Annotated in this window: 26 protein-coding genes; 14 read left to right on the forward strand and 12 right to left on the reverse strand. The window is 68.0% G+C overall.

Annotated elements, in window-relative coordinates:
• Window positions 1-9: 9 nt before the first annotated feature.
• Complete coding sequence (gene carB, locus AC11WY_RS12820) at window positions 10-3369, reverse strand: carbamoyl-phosphate synthase large subunit (protein ID WP_482926069.1); 3360 nt, start codon at window positions 3367-3369, stop codon at window positions 10-12.
• A 137-nt stretch (window positions 3370-3506) separates the two neighbouring features.
• Between carB and AC11WY_RS12825 the strand changes: the two genes are divergently transcribed.
• Both AC11WY_RS12825 and AC11WY_RS12830 read left to right on the forward strand, forming a co-directional pair.
• Window positions 3507-4643, forward strand: coding sequence for an aminodeoxychorismate synthase component I (locus AC11WY_RS12825; RefSeq protein ID WP_482926071.1), 1137 nt, complete (start codon window positions 3507-3509; stop codon window positions 4641-4643).
• Window positions 4607-5248 carry an aminotransferase class IV family protein gene (locus tag AC11WY_RS12830; RefSeq protein WP_482926073.1) on the forward strand — a complete coding sequence of 214 codons (642 nt, stop codon included), beginning with the start codon at window positions 4607-4609 and terminating at the stop codon, window positions 5246-5248. The genes AC11WY_RS12825 and AC11WY_RS12830 overlap by 37 nt, the downstream gene beginning before the upstream one ends.
• A 62-nt stretch (window positions 5249-5310) precedes the next feature.
• Here AC11WY_RS12830 and AC11WY_RS12835 read toward each other — a convergent pair whose 3' ends face one another.
• Window positions 5311-6873: an amino acid permease gene (locus tag AC11WY_RS12835; RefSeq protein ID WP_482926075.1), complete on the reverse strand. Its 1563-nt coding sequence runs from the start codon at window positions 6871-6873 to the stop codon at window positions 5311-5313.
• A 202-nt stretch (window positions 6874-7075) separates the two neighbouring features.
• A complete protein-coding gene (locus AC11WY_RS12840) occupies window positions 7076-8305 on the reverse strand; it encodes a class I SAM-dependent methyltransferase (protein ID WP_482926077.1) in 1230 nt (409 codons plus the stop codon).
• Window positions 8306-8559: 254 nt separating this feature from the next.
• Here AC11WY_RS12840 and aspS point away from each other — a divergent pair, with 254 nt between their 5' ends.
• From aspS to AC11WY_RS12860, 4 genes are all read left to right on the forward strand, one after another.
• Window positions 8560-10542, forward strand: a complete 1983-nt coding sequence (aspS, locus tag AC11WY_RS12845) for an aspartate--tRNA ligase (protein WP_482926079.1) — start codon at window positions 8560-8562, stop codon at window positions 10540-10542.
• 111 nt (window positions 10543-10653) lie between these two features.
• On the forward strand, window positions 10654-12012 hold the full coding sequence (locus AC11WY_RS12850) for a DUF1800 domain-containing protein (protein ID WP_482926081.1): 1359 nt from the start codon (window positions 10654-10656) through the stop codon (window positions 12010-12012).
• Window positions 12013-12119: 107 nt separating this feature from the next.
• Window positions 12120-13487 (forward strand): DUF1800 domain-containing protein, encoded by a 1368-nt coding sequence (locus tag AC11WY_RS12855; protein ID WP_482926083.1) that lies wholly within the window; start codon window positions 12120-12122, stop codon window positions 13485-13487.
• 9 nt (window positions 13488-13496) lie between these two features.
• A complete protein-coding gene (locus AC11WY_RS12860; RefSeq protein WP_482926085.1) occupies window positions 13497-14768 on the forward strand; it encodes a DUF1501 domain-containing protein in 1272 nt (423 codons plus the stop codon).
• A gap of 9 nt (window positions 14769-14777) precedes the next feature.
• Here AC11WY_RS12860 and AC11WY_RS12865 read toward each other — a convergent pair whose 3' ends face one another.
• Window positions 14778-14978 carry a hypothetical protein gene (locus tag AC11WY_RS12865; RefSeq protein WP_482926087.1) on the reverse strand — a complete coding sequence of 67 codons (201 nt, stop codon included), beginning with the start codon at window positions 14976-14978 and terminating at the stop codon, window positions 14778-14780.
• Window positions 14979-15194: 216 nt separating this feature from the next.
• Between AC11WY_RS12865 and AC11WY_RS12870 the strand changes: the two genes are divergently transcribed.
• Window positions 15195-15914, forward strand: a complete 720-nt coding sequence (locus tag AC11WY_RS12870) for a GNAT family N-acetyltransferase (protein WP_482926089.1) — start codon at window positions 15195-15197, stop codon at window positions 15912-15914.
• 6 nt (window positions 15915-15920) lie between these two features.
• On the opposite strand, the gene AC11WY_RS12875 is transcribed toward AC11WY_RS12870, so the two are convergent.
• A complete protein-coding gene (locus tag AC11WY_RS12875) occupies window positions 15921-16676 on the reverse strand; it encodes a response regulator (protein ID WP_482926091.1) in 756 nt (251 codons plus the stop codon).
• A 168-nt stretch (window positions 16677-16844) separates the two neighbouring features.
• Between AC11WY_RS12875 and mce the strand changes: the two genes are divergently transcribed.
• Window positions 16845-17249 (forward strand): methylmalonyl-CoA epimerase, encoded by a 405-nt coding sequence (gene mce, locus AC11WY_RS12880; RefSeq protein WP_482926093.1) that lies wholly within the window; start codon window positions 16845-16847, stop codon window positions 17247-17249.
• Window positions 17250-17254: 5 nt separating this feature from the next.
• The gene (locus AC11WY_RS12885; RefSeq protein ID WP_482926095.1) at window positions 17255-17548 is read left to right on the forward strand and encodes a DUF1467 family protein; all 294 of its coding nucleotides are present in this window, start codon (window positions 17255-17257) and stop codon (window positions 17546-17548) included.
• On the opposite strand, the gene AC11WY_RS12890 is transcribed toward AC11WY_RS12885, so the two are convergent.
• From AC11WY_RS12890 to AC11WY_RS12900, 3 genes are all read right to left on the reverse strand, one after another.
• Window positions 17478-18203, reverse strand: coding sequence for an EI24 domain-containing protein (locus AC11WY_RS12890; RefSeq protein ID WP_482926097.1), 726 nt, complete (start codon window positions 18201-18203; stop codon window positions 17478-17480). The two genes, AC11WY_RS12885 and AC11WY_RS12890, sit on opposite strands and share 71 nt — an antisense overlap.
• Window positions 18200-18778: a nitroreductase family protein gene (locus tag AC11WY_RS12895; protein WP_482926099.1), complete on the reverse strand. Its 579-nt coding sequence runs from the start codon at window positions 18776-18778 to the stop codon at window positions 18200-18202. Before AC11WY_RS12895 ends, AC11WY_RS12890 begins: the two co-directional genes overlap by 4 nt.
• Window positions 18779-18906: 128 nt before the next feature.
• Window positions 18907-20010 (reverse strand): class II histone deacetylase, encoded by a 1104-nt coding sequence (locus AC11WY_RS12900; RefSeq protein ID WP_482926101.1) that lies wholly within the window; start codon window positions 20008-20010, stop codon window positions 18907-18909.
• Between the two features lie 80 nt (window positions 20011-20090).
• On the opposite strand from AC11WY_RS12900, the gene AC11WY_RS12905 reads away from it, so the two are divergent.
• Window positions 20091-20345 carry a DUF167 domain-containing protein gene (locus tag AC11WY_RS12905; protein ID WP_482926103.1) on the forward strand — a complete coding sequence of 85 codons (255 nt, stop codon included), beginning with the start codon at window positions 20091-20093 and terminating at the stop codon, window positions 20343-20345.
• Between the two features lie 4 nt (window positions 20346-20349).
• Here the strand turns inward: AC11WY_RS12905 and AC11WY_RS12910 are convergent, their stop codons facing one another.
• Complete coding sequence (locus AC11WY_RS12910) at window positions 20350-20586, reverse strand: hypothetical protein (RefSeq protein ID WP_482926105.1); 237 nt, start codon at window positions 20584-20586, stop codon at window positions 20350-20352.
• Window positions 20587-20807: 221 nt separating this feature from the next.
• Here AC11WY_RS12910 and AC11WY_RS12915 point away from each other — a divergent pair, with 221 nt between their 5' ends.
• Window positions 20808-21083 carry a DUF6455 family protein gene (locus AC11WY_RS12915; protein WP_482926107.1) on the forward strand — a complete coding sequence of 92 codons (276 nt, stop codon included), beginning with the start codon at window positions 20808-20810 and terminating at the stop codon, window positions 21081-21083.
• A 4-nt stretch (window positions 21084-21087) separates the two neighbouring features.
• Here AC11WY_RS12915 and AC11WY_RS12920 read toward each other — a convergent pair whose 3' ends face one another.
• Window positions 21088-21336 carry a CDGSH iron-sulfur domain-containing protein gene (locus tag AC11WY_RS12920; RefSeq protein WP_482926109.1) on the reverse strand — a complete coding sequence of 83 codons (249 nt, stop codon included), beginning with the start codon at window positions 21334-21336 and terminating at the stop codon, window positions 21088-21090.
• A 248-nt stretch (window positions 21337-21584) separates the two neighbouring features.
• On the opposite strand from AC11WY_RS12920, the gene AC11WY_RS12925 reads away from it, so the two are divergent.
• Window positions 21585-22040, forward strand: coding sequence for a hypothetical protein (locus tag AC11WY_RS12925; protein ID WP_482926111.1), 456 nt, complete (start codon window positions 21585-21587; stop codon window positions 22038-22040).
• Window positions 22041-22088: 48 nt separating this feature from the next.
• Here AC11WY_RS12925 and efp read toward each other — a convergent pair whose 3' ends face one another.
• Window positions 22089-22655: an elongation factor P gene (gene efp, locus AC11WY_RS12930; RefSeq protein WP_482926113.1), complete on the reverse strand. Its 567-nt coding sequence runs from the start codon at window positions 22653-22655 to the stop codon at window positions 22089-22091.
• Between the two features lie 102 nt (window positions 22656-22757).
• Between efp and epmA the strand changes: the two genes are divergently transcribed.
• A complete protein-coding gene (gene epmA / locus AC11WY_RS12935; RefSeq protein WP_482926115.1) occupies window positions 22758-23816 on the forward strand; it encodes an EF-P lysine aminoacylase EpmA in 1059 nt (352 codons plus the stop codon).
• Between the two features lie 112 nt (window positions 23817-23928).
• On the forward strand, window positions 23929-24069 hold the full coding sequence (locus AC11WY_RS12940) for a hypothetical protein (RefSeq protein ID WP_482926117.1): 141 nt from the start codon (window positions 23929-23931) through the stop codon (window positions 24067-24069).
• Between the two features lie 86 nt (window positions 24070-24155).
• Here AC11WY_RS12940 and AC11WY_RS12945 read toward each other — a convergent pair whose 3' ends face one another.
• The gene (locus tag AC11WY_RS12945; protein ID WP_482926119.1) at window positions 24156-24533 is read right to left on the reverse strand and encodes a hypothetical protein; all 378 of its coding nucleotides are present in this window, start codon (window positions 24531-24533) and stop codon (window positions 24156-24158) included.
• Window positions 24534-25011 lie beyond the last annotated feature (478 nt).

The following is a 25011-nucleotide window of genomic DNA, read 5'->3' on the forward strand; positions in this document are numbered from 1 at the left end:
TCCCGCCCCTCACCCCTGCAGCGTCCGCACGCCGATCTCGCCCTCCAGCCGGGCCTTCATCGCGCTGACCGAGGCGATGCTGGCGGCGGCGGTGGTGAAGTAGGGGATCTTGTCGTAGAGCGCGACGGCGCGGATTTCGCGGCTGTCGTTCACGGCTTGCGCGCCTTCGGTGGTGTTGAAGACCAGCGCGATGTCGCCGTCTTTCAGGCGGTCGACGATGTTGGGGCGGCCTTCGTAGACCTTGTTGACCAGCGCGCAGGGGGCGCCGTTGGCGTCGAGGAAGGCGGCGGTGCCGCGGGTGGCCACCAGTTCGAACCCCATCGCGACCAGATCGCGGGCGGCGGCGGCGAGGGCTTCGGTCTTGTCGCTATCCTGGATCGAGACGAAGACGCGGCCTTCGGTCGGCAGGTGGGTTCCGGCGCCCATCTGCGCCTTGAGGAAGGCGAGCGGGAAGGTGCGGTCCCAGCCCATGACCTCGCCCGTCGAGCGCATTTCGGGGCCAAGGAGGGTGTCGACGCCGGGGAAGCGGGCGAAGGGCATCACCGCCTCTTTCACCGAGAACCACGGGGTTTTCGGGTCGGCGAGGGTCAGCGGGTCGGCCAGCGGCAGCGCGGTGTCGGGGCCGACGCCGACCGGGTAGGGCGCGCGCATCGGGAAGTTCGACAAGGGTTCGCCCGCCATGATGCGCGCGGCGATCGAGGCGATGGCGCTGTCGGTGGCCTTGGCGACGAACGGCACGGTGCGGCTGGCGCGGGGGTTCACCTCCAGCACATAGATGGTGCCGTCCTTGATCGCGAATTGCACGTTCATCAGGCCGACAACGTTGAGGCCAAGCGCCATGAGCACGGTCTGGCGCTTCAGTTCCGCCACGGTTTCGTCGGACAGCGAATGGGGCGGCAGGCAGCAGGCAGAGTCGCCTGAATGGACGCCCGCTTCCTCGATATGTTCCATGATGCCCGCAACGTGGACGGCGGTACCGTCGCAGAGCGCATCGACATCGACCTCGATCGCGTTGGTCAGGTAGCTGTCGAGCAGAACGGGGCTGCCGTCGGAGACGTGGACGGCCTCGCGGATGTAGCGTTCCAGTTGGGCGTCGTCGCGCACGATCTCCATCGCGCGGCCGCCCAGCACATAAGAGGGGCGGATCACCAGCGGGTAGCCGACGCGGGCGGCGATGGCGAAGGCCTCATCGCGCGAGCGGGCCATGCCGTTGACGGGCTGGTTCAGGCCGAGCTCGTGCAGGAACTGCTGGAACCGCTCGCGGTCCTCGGCCAGGTCGATGGCGTCGGGCGTGGTGCCGAGGATCGGGATGCCTTCGGCGTAAAGCGCGTCGGCGAGTTTCAGCGGGGTCTGGCCGCCGAACTGCACGATGACGCCGTGCAGGGTGCCGTTTTCCTGCTCCACCCGCAGGATTTCAAGGACATGTTCCAGCGTCAGCGGCTCGAAATAAAGCCGGTCCGAGGTGTCGTAGTCGGTGCTGACGGTCTCGGGGTTGCAGTTGATCATGATGGTTTCGTAGCCCGCGGCGGTCAGCGCGTAGCAGGCGTGGCAGCAGCAGTAATCGAACTCGATGCCCTGGCCGATGCGGTTCGGGCCGCCGCCGAGGATGACCACCTTCTTGCGGTCCGAGGGGCGCGCCTCGCATTCGACGTCGCCCATCGCGGGGCTTTCATAGGTCGAATACATGTAGGGCGTCTGCGCCTCGAATTCTGCGCCGCAGGTGTCGATGCGCTTGAAGACGGCGTGGACGCCCAGCCGCAGGCGGGCGCGGCGGACCTGGCCTTCGTCACGGCCGGTGAGGATCGCAAGGCGGGCGTCGGTGAAGCCCATCATCTTCAGCTTGCGCAGACCCTCGGTGGTCACGGGCAGGCCGTCGCTGCGGATCTGCTCTTCGGTCTCGATGATCTCGCGGATGCGGGCGAGGAACCAGGGGTCGAAGGCGGTGACGGCGTTGATCTCGTCATCGCTGAGGCCGTGGCGCATCGCCTGGGCGATCACCCGGATGCGGTCGGGGGTGGCGGCGGACAGCGCCTTGACGATAGCCGCCTTGTCGGGCGCGGTGATGCCCGTCCTGGCGTCTGCGACGCCGGGGATGGCGATCTCGTCAAACCCGGTCAGGCCGGTTTCAAGGCTGGCGAGCGCCTTCTGCATCGACTCGTGGATGGTGCGGCCGATCGCCATCGCCTCGCCGACCGATTTCATCGCGGTGGTGAGGTCGGGTTTTGATCCGGGAAACTTCTCGAAGGCGAAGCGCGGGATCTTGGTCACGACATAGTCGATGGTCGGCTCGAACGAGGCGGGCGTGACCTTGGTGATGTCGTTGTCGAGCTCGTCCAGCGTGTAGCCCACGGCGAGTTTCGCGGCGATCTTGGCGATCGGAAACCCGGTCGCCTTGGACGCCAGCGCCGAGGAGCGCGAGACGCGGGGGTTCATCTCGATCACGACCATGCGGCCGTCTTTCGGGTTGATCGCCCACTGGACGTTGGAGCCGCCGGTTTCCACCCCGATCTCGCGCAGCACGGCGATGGAGCCGTTGCGCATGATCTGGTATTCCTTGTCGGTCAGCGTCAGCGCCGGGGCGACAGTGATGGAATCGCCGGTGTGCACGCCCATCGGGTCGACGTTTTCGATCGCGCAAACGATGATGGCGTTATCGGCGCGGTCGCGCACCACCTCCATCTCGAATTCCTTCCAGCCCAGAAGGGATTCGTCGATCAGCACCTGCGCCACCGGCGAGGCATCAAGGCCGCCGCGCACGATGCGTTCGAAATCGTCGCGGTTGTAGGCGACGCCGCCGCCGGTGCCGCCCAGCGTGAAGGCGGGGCGGATGATGGCGGGCAGGCCGACATACTCGATGGCGTCGATCGCCTGCTGCACGCCGGCCTTGATGTCATACTTGCCATTGGGCAGTTTCGGCGCGGCGATGATCGTGGCCTTGGGGTTTTCCAGCCCGATGCGGTCCATCGCCTCGCGGAACAGTTTGCGATCCTCGGCCATCTCGATCGCTTGCCGGTTGGCGCCGATCAGTTGCACGTTGAACTTGTCCAGCACGCCCATGTCGGCCAGCGCCAGCGAGGTATTCAGCCCGGTCTGGCCGCCCATTGTGGGCAGAAGGGCGTCGGGGCGCTCGATCGCGATGATGCGGGCGACGACTTCGGGGGTGATCGGCTCGATGTAGGTCGCATCGGCCAGACCGGGGTCGGTCATGATGGTGGCGGGGTTCGAGTTGACCAGGATGACCCGGTAACCTTCCTCGCGCAGCGCCTTGCAGGCCTGGGCGCCGGAGTAGTCGAACTCGCAGGCCTGACCGATGACGATGGGCCCGGCGCCGATGATCATGATGGATTTGATATCGGTTCGTTTCGGCATCGTCGGCCCCCATCGCGCAAACTGCCGGGGTTATAGCCACGCGCGGCTTGGGCGCAAGCCCCGACCGGGTGTTCCCCCATTTCCCCTGCGCCGCGATCTGATAAGGGTGCGCCGGGACGGCAGACGGAGAGACGGCGGTGATCCTGTGCGACCATGGACCGGGGGGGGCGGCGGCGCTGTTTCGGGACGCCGAAACGGTGGTGACGGCCGACACGGCCGAGGCGCTGCCCGGTGCCTTCGCGGCGCTCGATGCCGCCCGCGCCGCCGGGCGCTGGGTGGCGGGATATGTCGCCTACGAGGCGGGGCTGGCGCTGGAGCCAAGGCTGGCCGGGCTGATGCCCGCGGTTCGGCCCGGTCCGCTGCTGGCGATGGGGGTGTTCGGGGCGCCGCAGGCGGCGGATGCGGCACTGGCGCAAGCCTCGGCCGAGGCGGCGGCGGCGCGGATGACATCGCCCGCGCCGGTGATCACGCGCGCCGACTATGACGCGGCGATCGCGCGGGTGCTGGCCTATATCGCGGCGGGCGACTGCTATCAGGTGAACCTGACGTTCCCGATGGCGGCGTGGCTGACGGCGGGCACGGCGCTGGGCCTTTACGGCGCGCTGCGGCGGGGCGGGGCGGTCGGGCACGGCGCGTTCTGCGATCTGGGCGTGGGGCCGGTGGTGGTGTCCTGCTCGCCCGAGCTCTTTTTTCGCGTCGACGACGGCGGGCGGATCGTGACGCGGCCGATGAAGGGCACCGCGCCGCGCGACGCCGACCCCGCGCGCGACGCGGCGCTGGCGGACGAGCTGGCGGCGAGCGAGAAGGCGCAGGCCGAGAACCTGATGATCGTCGACCTGTTGCGCAACGACATTTCGCGCCTCTGCGCGCCGGGGTCGGTCAAGGTGCCCGACCTGTTCCGGATCGAGCATTTCCCGACGGTGCATCAGATGACCTCGACGGTCGAAGGGCGGCTGACCGGCGCGCCTGGCCTTGGCGACCTGATGCGGGCGCTGTTTCCCTGCGGCTCGGTCACGGGGGCGCCGAAGATCCGGGCGATGCAGATCATCCGCGAACTGGAGGGGCATCCGCGCGGGGTTTACTGTGGCGCGATCGGCTGGATGGCGCCGGACGGGCGGGCCGATTTCAGCGTGGCGATCCGCACGCTGTCGCTGTGGGGCGACGGGCGGGTGACGATGAACGTCGGCGGCGGCGTGGTGATGGACTCGACCGCCGAAGGCGAATGGGAGGAGGCGCTGTGGAAAGCCCGTTTCGCGACGCTGCCCCCGGCCTGAGGCTGATCGAGACGCTGCGCTGGGATGGCGCGGCGCTGGTGCGCGGCGAGCGGCATCTGGCGCGGCTGGCGCGGTCGGCGGCGCGGCTGGGCTGGGCCTGCGACATCGACGCCGCGCGGGCCGCGCTGCGGACGGGGCGCGGGGCGCCTGCGCGGCTGCGTCTGACGCTCGACGCGGGCGGCGTGCTGGCGGTGACGGCGGGCGCGCTGGCGCCGGTGACGGCGCCGTGGCGGCTGGGGCTGGCCTCGGCGCGGCTGGACGCGGGCGATCCCTGGCTGACGGTGAAGACCACGCGCCGCGCGGCCTATGACAGCGCGCGGGCGGCGCTGCCCGCCGGGCTGGACGAGGTGGTGTTCCTGAACGGGGCGGCCGAGGTCTGCGACGGCACCATCACCACGGTGTTCTTCGACGCAGGCGCGGGGTTGCGCACCCCGCCGCTGGCCTGCGGCCTGCTGCCGGGCGTGCTGCGCGAGGAGATGCTGGACACCGGGCAGGCGCGCGAGGCGGTGCTGCGCGGCGAGGATCTGGGGCGGGTGCGGCTCTGGGTCGGCAATTCGCTGCGCGGGCTGATCCCGGCGGTCTGGCAGGGCACCGGGTCGGGGTGAGACCTGGCAATGGAAACGGCGGCCGGGTCGCCCCGGCCGCCGTCATTTCGGTCAGGCCATGATCAGCCCGTTTCGCCCACCGCACGCTCGGCGGCAGCGATGGCTACCTTGCGCTTGGCAATCGCGGCCTCGCCGATCGGCGGGCCCATGAAGCGGCGGTTCTCGAACAGCACCCAGACGATCAGGGCGAGGATCACGAAGCCCACCACGATGTAAAGCACCTTGTCGTTCGGCGGCTGGATCGCGATGTAGAAGATGATGACCATGCCGATGATCGACAGGAAGGACATCAGCTTGTAGAGGCCTGCCCCCATGCTCCACGGGCCGGGGTTCGGCCACTTCGGCCCGCCATAGGCGATCATGCCCGCGGTCAGCGGGATCGCGAACGACATGAACAGGAAGATCAGCGTCGAGTTCACCACGATGGTGTAGATGTTCGTCCCGCCGATCGAGATGAACTGGGCGGCGAAGACGTAGATGATCTCGAAGATCGCCGCCGTCCAGATCGCGGTGACGGGCGTGCGGAAGGACGGCGAGACCCTGGCGAGCGCCGCGGAGCCGACCGGGAGGCCGCCATCGCGCGAGAAGGCGAAGAGCATCCGGCTGGCCGAGGTGACGGTGGCAAGGCCGCAAAGCAGTTGCGACACCAGAATGGCGGCGTAGAGCGCCAGTTTCAGGCCCGCGGGCATGATCGCATCCATCGTCAGGAAGAACATGTTCCAGCCCTGACCGGCGGCCTTGTCGAGGTCCGGGATCGCCAGCGTGATGGCGCAGACCATCACCCAGCCGATCAGCGAGGCCCAGAGGGTTGCCGAAACGATGGATCGCGGCACGGAGTGGGCGGCCTTCACCGTCTCTTCCGAGGTATGGGCCGAGGCGTCATAGCCGGTGATCGTGTAGATCGGCAGCAACAGGCACAGCAGGAACAGGTAGCCCATGTTGTTCGACTGCGGGAACACGCCGCCGCCGGCGTCGCCCGAGTAGTTGTGGAACGTCCAGAGTCGGCTCACATCAAGGTGCGGGGCGAAGTAGAGGCAGCCCAGCACCAGAACGGCGGTCGCCGCGAAGATGATGTAGCCCGAAATGTCGGTCAGGAAGGCCGTGACCTTGATGCCGAGGTGGTTGAACAGCGCCTGCACGACCGTGACGATGGCCACGAAGGCCACGATCTGCAGCGGGGTCGAGCCATCGAAACCGACCATCGGCCCGAAGGTGCCGGCAAAGTAGAACGCCGTGCCGATGTTGATGGCGCCCAGCACGGTGATCAGGCCGAGCAGGTTCATCCAGGCGGTGATCCAGCCGACGAAGCGGTTGCCGAGGATCGAGCCCCAGTGGTAAAGCCCGCCCGCCGTCGGAAAGGCCGAGGCGATCTGCGCCATCGACAGCGCGAACACGCCCGACACAATGCAGCCGGCGATCCAGCCGATGCCAAGTCCGGCGCCGCCGACCGACGAGATGCCCTGCGCGAACGAGTTGATGCCGCCCGACAGGATGCAGATGATCGAGAAGGAGATCGCGAAGTTCGAGAACTTGCTCATGCTGCGAGAAAGTTCCTGGGCATAGCCCATGCCGTGGAGGATCTTGAGGTCCTCCTTGCGGTGATGTTCCGTGTAGTCGTCCGCCATGTTGGTTTCTCCGAACCGTTGGGTGTCCCAGTTCCCTGTTGCAAGGGGGGTGCCCCTCACTGTGCAGATTTGGGCACGATTTTTTCAGTGTGGCAAGCACTGTAATGATTGTTTCATAGGCCTGCCCATGCCGATGCTCAGGAAACAGGCATCGCAGGCACGCAGGGCGCGTGATCCGGCATTGCGGATGGGTGGCCGACTGCTATTCGGCGGCCCGCGCCGTGATCCGGCGCTCGGCGCGATAAAGGTAGTCGCGCGTCAGCGGCACCGCGTCCTGGCGGTGCGCCAGTTGCACCTGAAACACCACCTGGCCGAAGTGGCGGAACGTCATCTCCGAGGCGATCAGGTAGTAGCGCCACATCCGGCAGAACCGGTCATCGTAAAGCGCACGGGCCTTGTCGCGGTTCGCCATGAAGCGGTCGTGCCAGTGGCGCAGCGTTTCGGCGTAGTGCAGGCGCCAGACCTCGACATCGGTCGACCAGAACCCCTCCTTCTCGACCGCGGCCATCATCTCGGACAGCGAGGGGCAATAGCCGCCGGGGAAGATGTACTTGGTGATCCAGGGGCTGGTGGCGCCGGGCGGGGTGACGCGGCCGATGGTGTGGATCAGCGCCACGCCGTCGGGGGCGAGGCGGGCGTGCACGTTGCGGAAATACTCGCGGTAGTGCGGCGCGCCGACGTGCTCGAACATGCCGACCGAGACGACGCGGTCGAAGGTTTCCGTCACGGTGCGGTAGTCGGCCAGCCGGAATTCGACCCGGTCGGCCAGTCCGGCCTCGACGGCGCGGCGGGTGGCGATCTTGTGCTGTTCCTCGCTGAGCGTGACGCCGACCACGCGCGCGCCGAAGTCGCGCGCCAGCGTCAGCGCCATGCCGCCCCAGCCGCAACCGATATCCAGCACCGTCATGCCCGGTTCCAGCAGCAGTTTCCCCGCGATATGCGCCTTCTTGGCACGCTGCGCCTGTTCCAGGGTCATGCCGGGGTGGGCGAAATAGGCGCAGGAGTATTGCTTGTCCTCATCCAGGAACAGATCGTAGAGCGCGCCCGACAGGTCGTAATGATGCGCCACGTTCTTGCGGGCGCGGCTCATCGGGTTGAACTGATCCAGCCGCCGCAGGAACAGGGCGCGCAGGTGCAGCAGTTGATCGCGCCAGTTGGCGGGCTGATCATTCAGGTTCTGCATGACCAGTGCGAGAAACCCGCGCAGATCGTCGCCCGCGATGGTCAGCGTCCCGTCCATGTAGGCCTCGCCTACGGCAAGATCCGGGTGCAGCAGCAGTTTGCGCGGCAGATCGGGATCGTCAAAGCGCACCGCCAGTTCGGCCCCGGTTCCGTCGCCATAGCGATGCAGGCTGCCATCGGGAAAGGTGATGGCCATTTGCCCGTGCCGCAGAAGGCGCCGCAGCATTCCGTCCAGCAATCCGATCCACATCACCGGCCTCCTTGTCTGAACGCCCCGCGCCGGGCACAGTTCAACAGAGTCGTAACGTAGCTTATGAAATTCGCACGAAAAGGGAAAGGGGCGGCAGTTTTGGCTCGAGAACGTCACAAAACCGCATTTATCCGCTCGATCGACGGCGTCCGCGCATCTCTGGGCGCAAGCCCCGCCGGGCCGGTGCTTGACTTCCCCGGCCCGGCGGGGTGTATCGGCGCGAACCATTCCGCCTCGCGTTCAAGGGGACGACCATGCACGCCTACCGCAGCCATACCTGCGCCGACCTCAACACCTCCCACGTCGGGCAGACGGTGCGGCTTTCGGGCTGGGTCCACCGCGTCCGCGACCACGGCGGCATCCTGTTCATCGACCTGCGCGACCATTACGGCATCACGCAGGTGCTCTGCGACCCGGACTCGCCCGCGTTCAAGGACGTGGAGGCCGTGCGCGCCGAATGGGTGGTGCGGATCGAGGGCACGGTGAAGGCGCGCGATGCGGCGCTGGTGAACCCCAGGCTGCCGACCGGCGAGGTCGAGGTCTACATCCGCGCGCTCGACGTGCTGGGCCCGGCCGACGAGTTGCCGCTGCCGGTGTTCGGCGAGACCGAATACCCCGAGGAAACCCGGCTGGCCTACCGCTTTCTCGACCTGCGCCGCGAGGGGCTGCACCGCAACATGATGCTGCGCTCGAACGTCGTGCGGTCCTTGCGCAACCGGATGTGGGCGCAGGGCTTCAACGAGTTTCAGACGCCGATCATCACCGCCTCCAGCCCCGAGGGCGCGCGCGACTTTCTGGTGCCGTCGCGGCTGCACCCGGGCAAGTTCTACGCGCTGCCGCAGGCGCCGCAGCAGTTCAAGCAACTGATCATGGTGGCGGGGTTCGACCGCTATTTCCAGATCGCGCCCTGTTTCCGCGACGAAGACCCGAGGGCCGACCGCTCGCCGACCGACTTTTACCAGTTGGATGTCGAGATGTCGTTTGTCGAGCAGGAGGATGTGTTTGCCGCCGTGCAGCCCGTCATTCAGGGCCTGTTCGAGGACTTCGCGCCGGGCAAGACGGTTTACGCCGACTGGCAGCGGATCGCCTACCGGGATTCGCTGCTGTGGTATGGCTCGGACAAGCCCGACCTGCGCAACCCGATCAAGATGCAGATTGTCAGCGAGCATTTCGCCGGGTCGGGCTTTGCGATCTTCGCCAAGCTGCTGGAGAACGAGGGCACCGAGGTGCGCGCTATTCCGGCGCCGGGCGGCGGGTCGCGCAAGTTCTGCGACCGGATGAACGCATTTGCGCAAGCGCAGGGGCTGCCGGGGATGGGGTATATCTTCTGGCGGGAGGAGCAGAACGCTCTCTACAACGAAAGTCTGTTAGCCATCCTGAAAGGATGGACCGAGGATAAACACGTTGATGAAGTCAAGTTTGAGTACTTGATGAACAACACCTCCCAAGAACAAGCGGAGCGCATTCGCGAGATTGCCACGCTGATACGCTCGGGCGACGGCTTGGACCGTAGCCGAGCTTCGAAGTTGCTCAATCTATACTTTTCGTCCCAGAGTATCATCGCGGGCGCTGGCCCCCTCGCCAAGAACATTGGCCCCGAACGCACCGATGATATCCGCAAGGACCTTGGCCTCAAGGCCGGCGACGCCGCCTTCTTCCTTGGCGGCAAGCCGGAGCAGTTCGAGGCGGTTGCGGGGCGGGCGCGCAACGAGATCGGGCGCGAGTTGAAGGTGACCGAGGAAAACTGCTTCAAATTCGCCTGGATCGTCGATTTCCCGATGTACGAGAAGACCGACGAGGGCAAGATCGACTTCAGCCACAACCCGTTCTCGATGCCGCAGGGGGGCCTTGAGGCGCTGATGGGCGACCCGCTGAAGGTCTATGCCTACCAGTACGATCTGGCCTGCAACGGCTACGAACTGATCTCGGGCGGCATCCGCAACCACAAGCCGGAGATCATGTTCAAGGCGTTTGAACTGGCGGGCTACCCGCATGACGAGGTGGAAAAGCGCTTCGGTGGCATGGTCAAGGCGTTCCGCTATGGCGCCCCGCCGCACGGCGGCTGTGCGGCGGGCATCGACCGCATCGTGATGCTGCTGGCCGACGAGGCGAACATCCGCGAGGTCATCATGTTCCCGATGAACCAGCGCGCCGAAGACCTGCTGATGGGCGCGCCGAGCGAGCCCACCAACGCGCAACTGCGCGACCTTGGGCTGCGGGTGGTGCCGAAGGAGTAGGCGCTGCAAATTTTCGCGAGATGCCTGTGAGGCCACAATTAGGCAAACCGTCTCTGCTAGGTTAGCGCCGGGCCGGGGCGTGGACCGGCGGCAGAATGATGGGGCAAGGGCATGGCGAGTGGTCCGACGATCGCGGCGATCCGCTTCGGCACCGGTCTGATGCCTGCGCCCCCGGCGGCGGATGCGGCGGCGCTGATGGCCGAGCTCGCGGCGCCGGATGCGCAGGCGGCGGCCTATCCGGTGATGCCCTCGTCCGAGGTCTGGTCGCAGGCGCTGGCGGTCATCGCGCTGCGCCGCGCGCGCAAGCAGAACGTGCCGGGCGCCGTGCCACGGGTGAAGGCGGCCCGTGCCGCGGTGGCTGATCGCGAGGTCGCGGGGCTCGTCAGCCTCGTGCAGCGCGGGATTGCGGCGCCGATCGGCTTTCGCGAGCGGTTGCAGGCGTTCTGGGCCAACCATTTCACCGTGGTGAACAAGACCGGCACCTTCCCTTCAGGCCCCGCCGCCTTCGCCGACGAGGCGATCCGCCCGCATCTGACGGCGACCTTCGCCACCATGCTGCGCGCCGCCGTCACCCATCCGATGATGCTGATCTACCTTGATCAGGTCAACTCGATCGGGCCGCATTCGCCGTTCGGGGCGCGCACCGGCAAGGGGCTGAACGAAAACCTCGGCCGCGAACTGCTGGAACTGCACACGATGGGGGTCGGCGCGCCCTATACGCAGACCGACGTGCACCAACTGGCCGCGCTGCTGACCGGGCTCGGCTTCGACCCGCGCAAGGGCTTCCTCTTTCGCGAGGCCTGGGTCGAGCCCGGAGCCAAGACGGTGCTGGGGCGCACCTATGACGGCCCGCCCCGGCTGGAAACGATCTTCGCCGCACTCGATGACATCGCGGCCCGGCCCGAGACGGCGCGCCGCATCTGCCTGAAGCTGGCCACCCACTTCATCGCCGATACGCCCGATCCGGGCCTCGTCGATCACATGACGGCGGCCTATCAGGCGAACGGCGGCGATCTGGGCAGGGTCTATGCCGCGCTGCTGGAACATCCGGCGGCCTGGGCGCCGACCCTGCAGAAGGTGCGCCAGCCGTTCGACTATCTGGTCGCAAGCCTGCGCGCGCTGGGCATCACGCCGCAGACCCTCGCCGACCTGCCGCCGCATGATCAGCGCAACCGGATCTACGGGCCGCTGCAACTGATGGGGCAGCCGTTCGAGAAGCAGCCCGGCCCGAACGGCTGGCCCGAGGCGGCCGAGGCCTGGGTGCAGCCGCAGATGCTGGCCGCGCGCATCCAATGGGCGATGGCGGTGCCCGCGTCGCTGCTGCCGGACCTTCCCGACCCGCGTGATTTCGTCAAGACGGCGCTGGCCGATGCCGCCGGGCCGGCAATCTCCGCCGCCGCCGGGCAAGCCGAAACCCGGCGCGAGGGGGTGGGGATCGTCCTCGCCTCGTCCGACTTCAACCGCCGCTAGGAGAATTGAATGCGTATCATCGAGGACATCGGCTTGCACGGCCCGGCCACCGCGACCGCCTGGGGGCTGATGGTCGGCGTGGGAACCGACGCATGCGAGGCAACCCGATGACCTTTTCGCCGAGCATCGCGGCAATCCGTTTTGGCACGGGCCTTTCCCCGTCGTTCCGCCCACCCTCGGGCCCGGAGGCGCTTCTTGCCGAACTGTCGGATGCCGACCGACTTGCGCAGGACTACCCCGTCCTCTCGTCTCGCACGGTCTGGGACATGCATCTTCGGTACAGCAATTCCGCCATTGCGAAGTCGGGCGGCGATCTCGGGGCGAGGGATGACTTTCGGGCCGCACAGGCGGCCCGGGCACAGGCGCAGCTTGCGGGCTTCATCAGCCTTCTTCAGCGCGGGGTCGCGGCCCCGATCGGATTCCGCGAACGTCTTCAGGCGTTCTGGGCGAACCACTTCACCGTGGTGGACAAGGCCGCGATCTTTCCAAGTGGCCCCACGGCACTGCAGGAGGATGCGATCCGGCCGAATCTGACCGGGCGGTTTGGCGACATGCTGAAGGCCGTCGACACCCATCCGGTGATGCTTGTCTATCTCGACCAGCGGGACTCGACAGGGCCGAATTCAGAGGTCGGGCGGAAGTCCGGGAAGGGGCTGAACGAGAATCTGGCGCGCGAGTTGATGGAGCTTCACAGCCTCGGCGCGGGCGCGCCCTACACGCAGACCGACGTGCGCCAGCTTGCACTGCTGATGACCGGTCTGGGCTACCAGCTTGGCAAGGGCTTCGTCTTCGAGCCGACGCGCGCCGAGCAGGAGCCGCAGACGATCCTCGGCAAACGCTATGGCGGGATCGGGTTGGAACGGATCGATTCCATCCATGCGGCGATGGACGATATTGCGGTCCGGCCCGAGACGGCGCGGCATATCAGCGAGAAACTGGCCACCCATTTTGTTGCCGACGTGCCGGACAAAGACCTCGTGGACCATATGACGTCCGCGTATTCCGGATCGGGAGGCGAACTGGCGCGGGTCTATGCCGCGATGCTGGAGCATCCGGCGGCCTGGGAACCCGAGCGGCAAAAGGTGCGTCAGCCCTTCGATTACATCATTGCAGGGCTGCGGGCACTCGGCGTTGCGCCCGACGCTCTTGCCGACCTTCCGTCGCCTCAGCAGCGCAGCACGCTCCTGTCCCCGTTGAGCCTGATGGGCCAGCCATTCCAGAATGCGTCCGGGCCAAACGGTTGGCCCGAAGCTGCGGCCGCCTGGACGCAGCCCGCGACGTTGGCGGCACGCATCCAATGGGCGATGACCGCCCCTTCGTCGCTGCTGCCGACATTGCCGGACCCGCGCGTTCTCGTTCAGACCGCGCTGGGCGACACCGCGAACCCGGATGTCGCCACGGCCGCCGCACAGGCCGAGACCCGTCGCGTGGGTGTTGGCCTCGTGCTCGCCTCTGCCGAATTCAACCGTCGTTAGGAGATTGCGATGAAGAATGATCTGGTTCACGGACCTGTCTCGCGGCGGATGTTCCTGAAGGGCAGCGCGCTGATCGGTTGTTCGCTGGCGGCGACGCCGTTTCTGACCACGGTGACGCTGGCCGCCGCGCCCTGGGATCAGCGGCTGGTCGTCATCATCCTGCGCGGGGCGATGGACGGGCTCGACGTGGTGCGGCCGGTGGGCGATCCGGCCTTCGCGGGCTACCGCACCGCCACGCTGGCGGGCGATCCGTCGATTCCGCTGACCGGCATTTTCGCGCTGCACCCCGATCTGGGCGACCTGATGCCGCTGTGGAATGCGGGCGAGCTGGGCTTTGCCCATGCCGTTTCCACCCCCTACCGCGACAAGCGCAGCCATTTCGACGGCCAGGACATCCTGGAGGCCGGGACCGGGCTTGACGTGCCGGAGCCGTCGGTGCGCGACGGCTGGTTGAACCGGATGCTGCAGGGCGTGCCGGGGATGACGTCCGAAACCGCCTTTGCAGTGGGCCGGGACGAGATGAAGGTGCTGATGGGCCCGGCGCCGCACGCGGCCTGGGCGCCGGACGCCAGGCTCACGCTCTCGCCGCAAAGCCGTCGGCTGCTCGGACGGGTCTATGAGGCCGATCCGCTGTTCCATGCCGCCTCGCTGGAGGCGATGGACCTGAGCGAGCAGATGGCCGACGGGGCACAGGGGATGGCACCGGGCATGGCGGGGGGGATGGCTGGCGGCATGGCGGGGGGCATGGCCGACATGGCGGCGCCCGCGGCGGCCAATGGGGGCAAGCAGCAACCCGACAAGATCGCGCTGTTCGCCGCCGACCAGTTGAAGCAGGCGACGCGCATCGCCGCCTTCTCGATCACCGGCTGGGATACCCACAACGGCCAGCGCGCGGCGTTGAAACGGGCGCTGGCCACGTTGTCGAACACGATCCTGACGCTGAAATCCGAGCTGGGGCCGGTCTGGAAAAAGACGACCGTGCTGGCGATGACCGAGTTCGGCCGCACCGCGCGCGAGAATGGCACCGGCGGCACCGACCACGGCACCGGCGGCGTCATGCTGATGGCGGGGGGCGCGGTGCGCGGCGGGCGGATCTACGGGCGCTGGCCGGGGCTGGACGATGCCTCGCTGTTCGAGCAGCGCGACCTGATGCCCACGGCCGACGTGCGCAGCTATGCCGCCTGGGCGATGCGCGGGCTTTACGGGCTCGATTCCGGGGTGCTGGAACGGACGGTGTTTCCGGGGCTCGACATGGGCGCCGATCCCGGCCTGCTGCTTTAGGCGGCTGGGTCAACTGCCAAGGCCGACCGGCGCGGGCAGGCTGACGGCGGCGTCGGGCGGGGCGGGCATGGCGTGGACGGTGGCAAAACTGCCGGTGGCGGTGCCGATGGCCACGACCAGCAGGGTGGCGAGGCTGGCGCCGAGAAGAACCCAATCAAACAGGGCCGCGCCGTCTTCGGCGATCAGGAACCGGGTGATGAGGACTCTCATGGCAAACCTCGTGACGATTACATGGGACGGGGGGCCTCCGGGGCCAGACGCTAGGGTGCACCTTCTTAGTAAAGAAATACGGCGTGGACTTGCCGATCACAAAGCCAAATCAAGATGCGGTTCCGGCTTTGTCTCCGCCTGCGCAATACTCGATTGTCCTGCCCGACATTGCCGCGCATAACGGCGACAATGCGAGGTGGAGGCGGAGCGCGGACAATGACCGAAGAACGCAAACGAGGCTGGCCGGTGAAAGATTGGGCACCGCCGAGGCGACCCGATTCGCCGGTGCTGGAGGGGCGGCATGCCCGGCTGGAGCGGTTTGACCCCGACCAGCACGCCGCCGACATCCACCGCGCCAACACGGCCAGCGATGCGATCTGGGATTATCTGCCCTACGGCCCGTTCCTGTCGGCGTCCGCCTACCACCGCTGGGCGCGCGACATGGCGGGGCTGGCCGATCCGGTCTTCTACGCGATCCGCGACCTGTCCACCGGGCACTGGTGCGGGGTCGCAAGTTACCTGCGCATCACGCCCGAGGCGGGCACGATCGAGGTGGGCCACATCAACTACGCGCCCGAGTTGCAGCACACCCGCGCCGCCACCGAGGCGATGTATCTGATGATGCGCTGGGCCTTCGAGGCGGGCTACCGCCGCTATGAATGGAAGTGCGACGCGCTCAACCTGCCGTCGCGCCGCGCGGCGCAGCGGCTGGGGTTCAGCTACGAGGGCATCTTCCGCCAGGCCACGATCGTGAAAGGGCGCAACCGCGACACCGCCTGGTTCGCCGCGATCGACAAGGAGTGGCCCGCGCTGAAGGTCGCCTACGAGGCCTGGCTGGCGGATGCGAACTTCGACGCGGCGGGCCGCCAGATCGAGCGGTTGTCGGACCTGACCCGCCTGGTGCGGGCGGCCGAGGATCCGGCGCTGCGCGCCTGACGGCGTCTACCGCAGCGGCACCACGCAGCCGCCGCGGGGCGGGGCGGTCCAGAGCGGTGCGCCCGCCGCGAGCCGCTCGCGCACCAGCGTGGTGACGCGGCCCACCGCCGCCTCGCGCCCCGGCCCGGCACCAGTCAGCCCCGCCGCCGCGTCGGCCAGTTGCGGGTCGCGCGCGCTGCGGGCGATTCCGGCCAGAAACCGCGACAGGTAGGCGCGCGTCACGGCGTCGGGGTGATCGGCCAGCATCCCTTCGGCATGGGCAAGGTCGTCGCGCAGCGCGATCGGGTCCGGGTGCAGCACGGCCTCGAGGCCCGCGGCGCGCGGCGCCGGGGTCTGCGCCGGGCCGTTGAGGCGGTCGAGAACCGCGCGCTGGAACCGACCGAGGCTGGCCAGCGGCTTGTCGAGGAACCCGTCCGCCCCGGCCGCCAGCGCGGCGGAGGCCAGCGTCGGATCGCCGCTGGTGGCCAGCATCACCGTGGGCCGCTGCGGGCGCGGCGCAAGATCGGCGATCAGTTCCTCGCCCGGCCCGTCGGGCAGGCCGAGATCGACGATCAGCACGTCCGGCCGGTAGACCCGCAGGTGGCGGCGGGCGGCGGCCAGGCAATCGGCCCGGCGCAGCCGCGCCCCCGAGTGCTGGCACATCAGCCGCAGCGCCTCGCAGGCATAGCGGCTGTCTTCGACCACCAGCACGGTCAGCCCGGCCAGCGGGCGATCCGGCGTCGGCAGGCGGGTCAACAGGAAATCGGCGGGGGTGTCGGGCATCGCAGGTTCCTTTTCGGGTGCGGCTGGGCAGGGGGCGCGAGTCGCATTCAAGCGCGGAACTGGTGAACGCGTGGTAAACCCGCCGAGCCGTGCGCTGTGGCACAGCCGGGCCTTGCACCCTTGGCGCGCGCGCCCCATAACGCCCGCGTGACCGGAGGAGAGCCTTGCATGATCGGCCGCCTGAACCACGTTGCCATCGCCGTTCCGGACCTTGAAGCCGCCGCAGCGCAATACCGCGATACGCTCGGCGCATCCGTCGGCGCGCCGCGGGACGAGCCCGCGCATGGCGTGACGGTGGTCTTCATCGAGTTGCCGAATACCAAGATCGAGCTGTTGCACCCGCTGGGCGCAGGCTCGCCCATCGCCGGGTTTCTGGAAAAGAACCCCGCGGGCGGCATCCACCACCTGTGCTACGAGGTCGACGATATCCTTGCCGCGCGCGACCGGCTGACGGCCTCGGGCGCGCGGGTGCTGGGCTCGGGCGAGCCGAAGATCGGCGCGCATGGCAAGCCGGTGCTGTTCCTGCATCCGAAGGATTTCAACGGCTGCCTGATCGAGCTGGAACAGGTGTAGCGCCGATGACCGTCCCGAATGCGATCCTGATGTTCACGATGATCTGGTTTCTGGTCTTCTTCGTCGCGCTGGCGATGCCGTTCCGCACCCAGGGCGAGGCGGGCGACGTGGTGCCGGGCACGCCGTCCTCGGCCCCCGCCAAGGTCAACCTCGGCCGCCGCGCGCGCTTTACCACGGCGGTGGCGGTGGTGCTGTTTGCCTGCACCTGGGCGGTGATCGAGCTTGGCCTTATCCACGGCCCGTCGCTGGACGATGTGCCGATGGGGCCGGCGCCGACAACCGCGCCATCAGGTGGGTGAAGGCCGCCGCCGCCAGGATCGGCACGGCAAGGTTCACCACCGGGATCGTCAGCGGCACCGCCAGCAGCGTGCCCATGGCCCAGATCGGCCCGAGGTTGCGCCGACACAGCGCGCGCGCCTCGGCCGGGGCCATCCGCCGGGACGCGGCGCCCTGCGCGTATTCGCGCCCCAGCAGGTAACCGTTCACCGCCCAGAACATCAGCGGCGCCAAGGGGCCTGCGAGCAGGTAGGCGACCAGCGCAAGAAGGTTCACCGCGAGGCTGAGCAGCGCCAGCCGCAGCCCGCCGCCGATCAGCTCGCCCCAGCCTTGCGGCCGCGCGGGCGGCAGGCCGGGATAGTGCTGCGCCTCCACCGCCGTGGCAACCTCGTCGAGGAAAACCCCGGTGAAGGCGGCGGCGACCGGCACCATCAGGAAGGCCGACAGCAGCAGCATCGCCAGCACGGCCGCGCCGCCCGCCAGCAGGTGCAGCCCGCCCACCGCGCCGATCCAGGGCAGGGTCAGATGCGCCGGGATCAGGTGATTGACGCCCCAGACCGTCGCCCCCGTGGCAAGCGCGAGCAGCAGCACCGTCAGCCCGAGCCCGCGCCAGAGCACGGACTGAAAGCGCGGATCGCCGAACTGGCCCGCCGCGCGCAGGAGGTCGGTCAGGATCACGCGCCGGCCCAGATGACACGGGCCGCGAGGTCGGGGCGCGGTCGTTCAGGGGGGAGGGCGCCTTCGCTGCCGATGTGGACAAAGCCGATCAGGCTTTCCTGCGGCCCGAGGCCGAGGCCAGTTTCGAGGAAGCCCCGGTCATAGGCGGGCCAGCCGGTCAGCCAGGCCGCGCCCCAGCCCGCCGCGAGCGCCGCGTTGAGCAGCGAGAGGGCGACACAGGCGGCCGACAGGGTCTGCTCGATGCCGGGCACCTTGTCGGACACGACGGGGCTGGCGATGACGGCCACCGCCAGCGGCGACTCGGCGAACTGCGAGATGCCCTTGGCCGCGCGGTCAGCGTCGAGGCCGAGCGCCTCGGCGCGGGTCCGGGCAAGTTCCGCCAGCCGGTCGAGCGCCGCCCGTTCCAGCACGATCAGCCGCCAGGGCTCCAGCTTGCCATGATCGGGCACGCGCAGCGCGGCGGTGAGCAGTGGCAGCAGCGCGGCGCGGTCGGGCGGGGGCGAACGCAGCGTCTTGGCGGGGCGGGAGCGGCGGGTTTGCAGGAAGGCGAGCGCGGGCAGGTTCGGGGCGGGCATCGGCGGCCTTTCGGGACAGGTGTTTGGGGGATGTCGGAGGTCCGGGGGCCAAGGTCAAGGGCGGGGGCCTTTGCCCCGCACCCCCAGGATATTTGACGACCGAAAGGGAGGGGCGCGGGCGCTGCGGTTCAGCCGGGGAAAAAGAACGCCTCCATCTCGCCGATGAGGGTGGAGAGGAAGGCATCGAAGCGCGGGCCGGGCTGGCGCAGGGCAAGGGTTTCGGCCATCGGGTCGGGCGCGATGAGGCGACTGCCGGACAACTCCTCCAGCACGGCGTGGCCGCAGAACGGCACGTAGGCCTCCGAATAGCCGCCCTCGTGCACGAGGGTCAGGCGGCCCTCGCAGAGGTCGCGGGCGGCCTCCATCACCATGCGGGTGAACTGGCGGAAGGTGTCGGCGGTGGCCATCATGCGCGACAGCGGATCGACGGCGGCGGCGTCGTAGCCGCAGGCGACGATGATGGCGTCGGGCTGGAAGGCGTAGAGCGCGGGCAGCACCAGCCGCTCCATCGCCTCCAGATAGCCCGCGTGTCCGGTGCCGGGGGGCAGGGGGATGTTCATGTTGGCACCAAGCCCGGCACCCGCGCCGCGATCGGTGGCATCGCCGGTATCCATCGGGTAGTTGCGGTCCTGATGCAGCGAGATCGTCAGCACCTCGGGGCGGTCGTAGAAGATCGCCTCGGTGCCGTTGCCGTGGTGGACGTCCCAGTCCACCACCGCGATGCGCTCGGTCAGGCCCTCGGCCAGCGCCGCCTCGATGGCGATGGCGATGTTGGCCAGCAGGCAAAAGCCGTTCGGGAACTCGGGCAGGCAATGGTGGCCGGGTGGGCGCGACAGGGCGTAGGCGTTGGCGGCGCGGCCGGTGAGCACCTCGTAAAGCGCGCCCTTGGCCAGCCCGGCGGAGAGGGCGGCGGTCTCGAAGCCGCCGCGGCCGAAGGGGGTGCGCAGGCCCAACTCGCCCCCGCCCGCATCGGAGAGCGCCTTGAAGCGGCGCAGGAAACTTTCCGGGTGGACGCGGGCGAGGTCGGCCCAGGTGGCGGGCGGGGCGGAGCCGGTGCGCAGTTCCGCGAACAGGCCGGTGACCTGCATCAGGTTCAGCAGGCGGCGCTTGGTTTCGGGGTTTTCCGGCAGGCCCGCGGGCATCGGCTGCACCAGCCCGCCCGCCGGCATCGTCAGGGCATAGTGGCCGCCGTGATGCCAGAAGCAGCGCTCATCCCAGAAGAAGGCGGTCATCGTCGTCGTCTCCGCTTGCGTCGGCGCCGAGCCTAGGGGCAGGATCGCGGCCGGACCAGCCCAAAAACCACAGGCCCCGCGTGCCCGATCCCGATCTGAGCCACCTTGCCGTGACCGGCGCCGAGATCGCGGTGCGGGTGACGCCCAAGGCCGCGCGCAACGCGGTGGTGGCCGAGAGCGGCACGATCCGGGTTTACGTCACCACGGTGCCGGAGGATGGCAAGGCGACGGCGGCGGTGGTGAAGCTGCTGGCGAAGGCGCTGGGGCTGCCGAAATCGCGGCTGGAACTCGTGCGGGGGGCCACATCGCGCGACAAGGTGTTCCGGGTGCGGTGAGCGGTCAGGGCTTCGGCGTCAGCCGGTAAATCCCCTCGGGCAGGTTCAGCGCGGCGCCGAGGTCGCGCATCTGGGCCATCGACAGGGTGATCTTCATCACCGCGTCCAGGCGCGCATCATATTGCTCGACCGTCACGCAATCCTCGAAGGCCTGCACCGTCACATCCTCCTGCAGATGGGGGGCGCCCTCGTCCACGAGGGTGATGACGGTCGCGTCGAAGTCGTGTTCGATGGTAAACATGGCCGCAGGATAGCGCGCGGCGCGCGGTCAGGGAAGCGGGCGCAGCGTTCCGGACCGCGCGCGCGGTTCCCGGTTCGCAGAACTCCGCTGGCCGCAGCAGTCCCGCGCGGGGAATTTGATCTGCGTCATTGCCGGGGCGTCGGCGCTTTGCGAGCCTGTGTTGATGGACGGCAGCATCGCGGCGTTGGGGTCAGGTGCGGCCGAGAAAGTGGAGAAGGGGCATGCACGATCCCAATATGGCCACGACCCAGCATTACTGGCTGACCCAGGGTATGGCCCGTGCGCTGGGGGTGAACCTGAGCGCCGCCATCCACACCGGCGGCCTGAGCCGGTCGGCGCTGGACGGCCTTGTGGCCCGCTGTCAGGCCTGCGGGCATGCCGCCGACTGCCTGCCTTGGCTCGGGCGCAATGCGGGGCGCGCGGCGGCGCTGCCGACCTATTGCGAGAATCGCGTGCCGCTGGACGCGCTGCGGCGCCGGATGGCCCCGCAGCGCTGAGCGGTCAGAGCGACTTGTGGGAGCCGTCGCAGAACGGCGCGTTCGCCGAATGCTTGCAGCCGCACAGGTAGGCGGTCTTGGTTTCGGTCGCGTCGAACTTCTTCGGCGTGAAGGCAGAGCCCTTGTGGCTGCCGTCGCAAAACGGCTGGGTCTTGCTTTGCCCGCAAGCGCACCAGAAGTAGGACTTTCCGGCTTCGAGGTCGACGGCGAAGGGGGCTTTCTGGGCGATGTGCGGGGCAGGGGTCTCGGTCATGGCGGTCTCTCCAATTGGCTTCTGGCGTTGCTAAATTCCCTGATCGCGGGAACCGGTCAACCTTGGCTGCGGGGTCCGATCCGCAGAGCCCCTGTGCGCGGATGCAGCAAAGCCGGGCCCTTCCTTCACATCGCCGTGAAAGCGGCACAAAACCGGCGTGCGCGCGGGCGGTCTGCCCTGCGCCGGTTGCGCGGCGGGGCCGAATGGGCTAAATTGCGTCAAAACAACAAAACCTTGAGGCATGAGCAATGATCACCACCATATACGCCAAGGCGCGGCCCGTTCTGGTGGCCGCCGTCGCTACCGCGTCGATGCTGACGGCCGGGGCCGCATCGGCCGTTGTCGCCGAAACCAACAACAAGGGCATCCTCGGGATCGAGATGACCTTCGGCACCAAGCTTTCGCCCGAGATATTCGCCGGCTTCGTGCATGCCTCCAAGAGCTCGTCGGACCATTATTCCGGGGCCAAGGCGCTGGTCTACTGGGACTTCGTGCAGGGTCTGATGCCCAGCAAGTTCAAGGTCCTGGCGCTTGACGGCGGGGCCCATCTGCAGGGCGAACTGGGTGGCGGCTACAGCTTCAGCCAGCACAGCGGGTTCTTCACCGCGGGTGCCAGCGGCAACAACCTGACCGCCGGGATCGACTTCAGCCCGAACACCGGGCTTGCGCCCTATGTCGGCATCCAGTCGCCGAAGCGGCCCTGAGGCCGGTGCGGGGCCGGGTGACCGGCCCCCGACGCCCCGCGACGCGGATCAGTCCTTGGCGCGCTCGACGTAGGAATTGTCGTCCGTGTTGATCACGATGCGGGTGCCCGCGCCGATGTGCGGCGGCACCATCACGCGCAGCCCGTTGGTGCAGTTCGCGGGCTTGTAGGACGACGACGCGGTCTGCCCCTTCACCACCGGTTCGGTGTCGATGATTTCCACCGTCACCTTCTGCGGGAACTCGATGGCGATCGCGACGCCCTCGTAGGTCTTCAGGAACACCCGCATCCCTTCGCCCAGGTAGACCTTGCCGTCGCCCACCACATCGGCCGACACGGTGACCTGGTCGTAGCTGACCGGCTCCATGAAGTGGAAGCCTTCGCCATCCTCATAGAGGAAGTCATATTCCCGCTCGTCCACGGTGGCCTTCTCGACCTGTTCGGTCGTGCGCCAGCGTTCCGAGACCTTCACCCCGTCCGAGATGCGGCGCATGTCGATCTGCGTCGTCGGCGTGCCCTTGCCGGGGTGGAAGTTGGAGGCGGTGAGGACGACGTAAAGCCGGCCCTCCAGCTCGACGACGTTGCCCTTGCGGAGGCTCGATGCGATGACTTTCACGGGTGGTCTTCCTTGTGACTGCGGGGCGCCTGACGTATCAGGCGCGGGAATTGACGCCAGCCCCTAGCGCATCTTTTGCCATTTCGCCAGATGAAAGCCGCAATGAGCCCGACCGAGCCCGCCCAGACCGACACGCCGTGGTGGTCGCCCCACCGCCATGCCGACCGCCGCCCGCTGCTGCTGGCGCGCAACCGCATTCAGGCGGCGCTGCGGCTCTGGCTGGCCGGGGAGGGCTTCACCGAGGTTGACCCGGCCGCCTTGCAGGTCAGCCCGGGGAACGAGGCGCATCTGCACGGCTTTGCCACCGAGGCGATCGGCAATGACGGGCTGGCGCGGCGGATGTATCTGCACACCAGCCCCGAGTTCGCGATGAAGAAGCTGCTGGCGGCGGGCGAAACCCGCATCGCCGCCTTCGCGCATGTCTGGCGCAACCGCGAACGCGGCGCGCTGCACAGCCCCGAATTCACGATGCTGGAATGGTATCGCGTGGGCGCGGATTACACGGTGCTGATGGGCGATTGCGCGGCGATGCTGCGGCTGGCGGCACGCGAGGCGGGGGCCACGGCGCTGCGCTATCGCGGCATCAGTTGCGACCCCTTCGCGGACCCCGAGCGGCTGTCGGTCGCCGACGCCTTCACCCGCCATGCGGGGGTGGACCTGCTGGCGACGGTGGATGCGGCGGGCGAGCCCGATGCGGGCAAGCTGCGCGCGCAGGTCGCCGCGATCGGCATCCGGGCGACGGCGGAGGACACCTGGTCCGACCTGCTCAGCCGGGTGCTGGTGGCGAAGGTGGAACCGCATCTGGGCCACGGCCGCATGACCATCCTTGACCGTTATCCGATCGCCGAGGCCGCCTTGGCCCGCCCCGCCGCCGATGACCCGCGCGTGGCGGAGCGGTTCGAGCTTTACGCCTGCGGGGTGGAACTGGCGAACGGCTTTGGCGAGTTGACCAACCCCGCCGAACAGCGCCGCCGCTTCGGGCTGGAGATGGACGAGAAGCACCGCGTCTATGGTGAACGCTACCCGCTCGACGAGGATTTCCTGTCGGCACTGGCGCAGATGCCCGCCGCCAGCGGCATCGCGCTGGGCTTCGACCGGCTGGTGATGCTGGCCACCGGCGCGCCGCGCATCGACGACGTGATCTGGGCGCCCGCCGGATAACGGCACCCGGAGGCCCCCAAGAAGATATCCGGCGTGGCCGTTGCTTTGTCGGGGTGGAAGGGCCACCTTCATGATAGGTGCACATTCGTGCTGCCACGAAAGGTGATGACCCATGTCCGACAAGAAGACTCAGGCCGACAAGACGGATTTCTCGGTGTCCGTGATGGACGATTGCTACATCCGTTCCGGTGTGCCGCCGGTCGTGGCACCGCAGAAGGCCAAGGCCAGGCCGAAAACCGTTCCCGGCAAGTAAGGCGCTGGCGGCCGCTGTGCCGCTTCATGTCCGTGCCGGATCGCACGAGGGTGGCGCGGGTTTGCCGCGCCGCCCCCGTTTGGATGTCATTTCCCGCGCTGAAGCAGGTTCCAGGCGAAGCACAGGATGCCGACCAGCACCGTCGCCTCGGCCAGCGGGGCCACCGGCACCATGCCCGCCTCGGTGATCCGGCGCGACAACAGCAGGAACAGCATCACCGCAACCCCCAGCGACCCGACGCTGTGCAGCCAGAAATGGATGCGCGCCAGCGATGAGGCCGCCATCGCGGGAAAGCTGCGGTAGATCAGGCCGAACACCATCATCAGCACGAAGCCCAGCAGGTTGATGTGGGCATGCAGCGGCGCCAGCGCCATGTCGCCCGAGGCCCCCATGTACATGCCAATCGGAATCCCCGCGATCAGGAACAAAGTTCCCACCAGCATGAAGCTGCGTGAAACGTTCATCGTGCGCCTCCCCTCCGTTGCGCGACCTGCGGCACTTTGTCCGCTTGGACGGAAGTTTAGCACATAATGGCGAGTCGGGGGCATACCTTCTGATCTGCAGATCTGGCGACCCGCGCCTTCGGGCGGCCGGGGCGCCAAGGGTGGAGAAGGTGATATAAGTGTCGGCGAGACGAACTGAACAGTAAGCCGTTTCTAATTGGTATTCCCGAAGTGAGTTGAGATGCTCCACTTAATTGGTGGATCACTTTTGGCTACACCAAGAGAGTAAAACCCAAACGCAAGAAGAAATATCCCTATCGCCATCAGCGCAAGGCAGGGAACTAGTGTTCTGAGTCTGACGCTTGCTACCTGTTTCCTCTGACTTCATCGAGTTTGTTCAGCGCGCGTCGTTCACGGGTGAGGATGTCTTCGGCTGTTTTGGTCCAAGTGAACGGCTTTGGTTTTGTGTTGTGCTGCCCGAGGTAGTCGTAGATGGCGG

The organism is Solirhodobacter sp. (assembly GCF_964715405.1).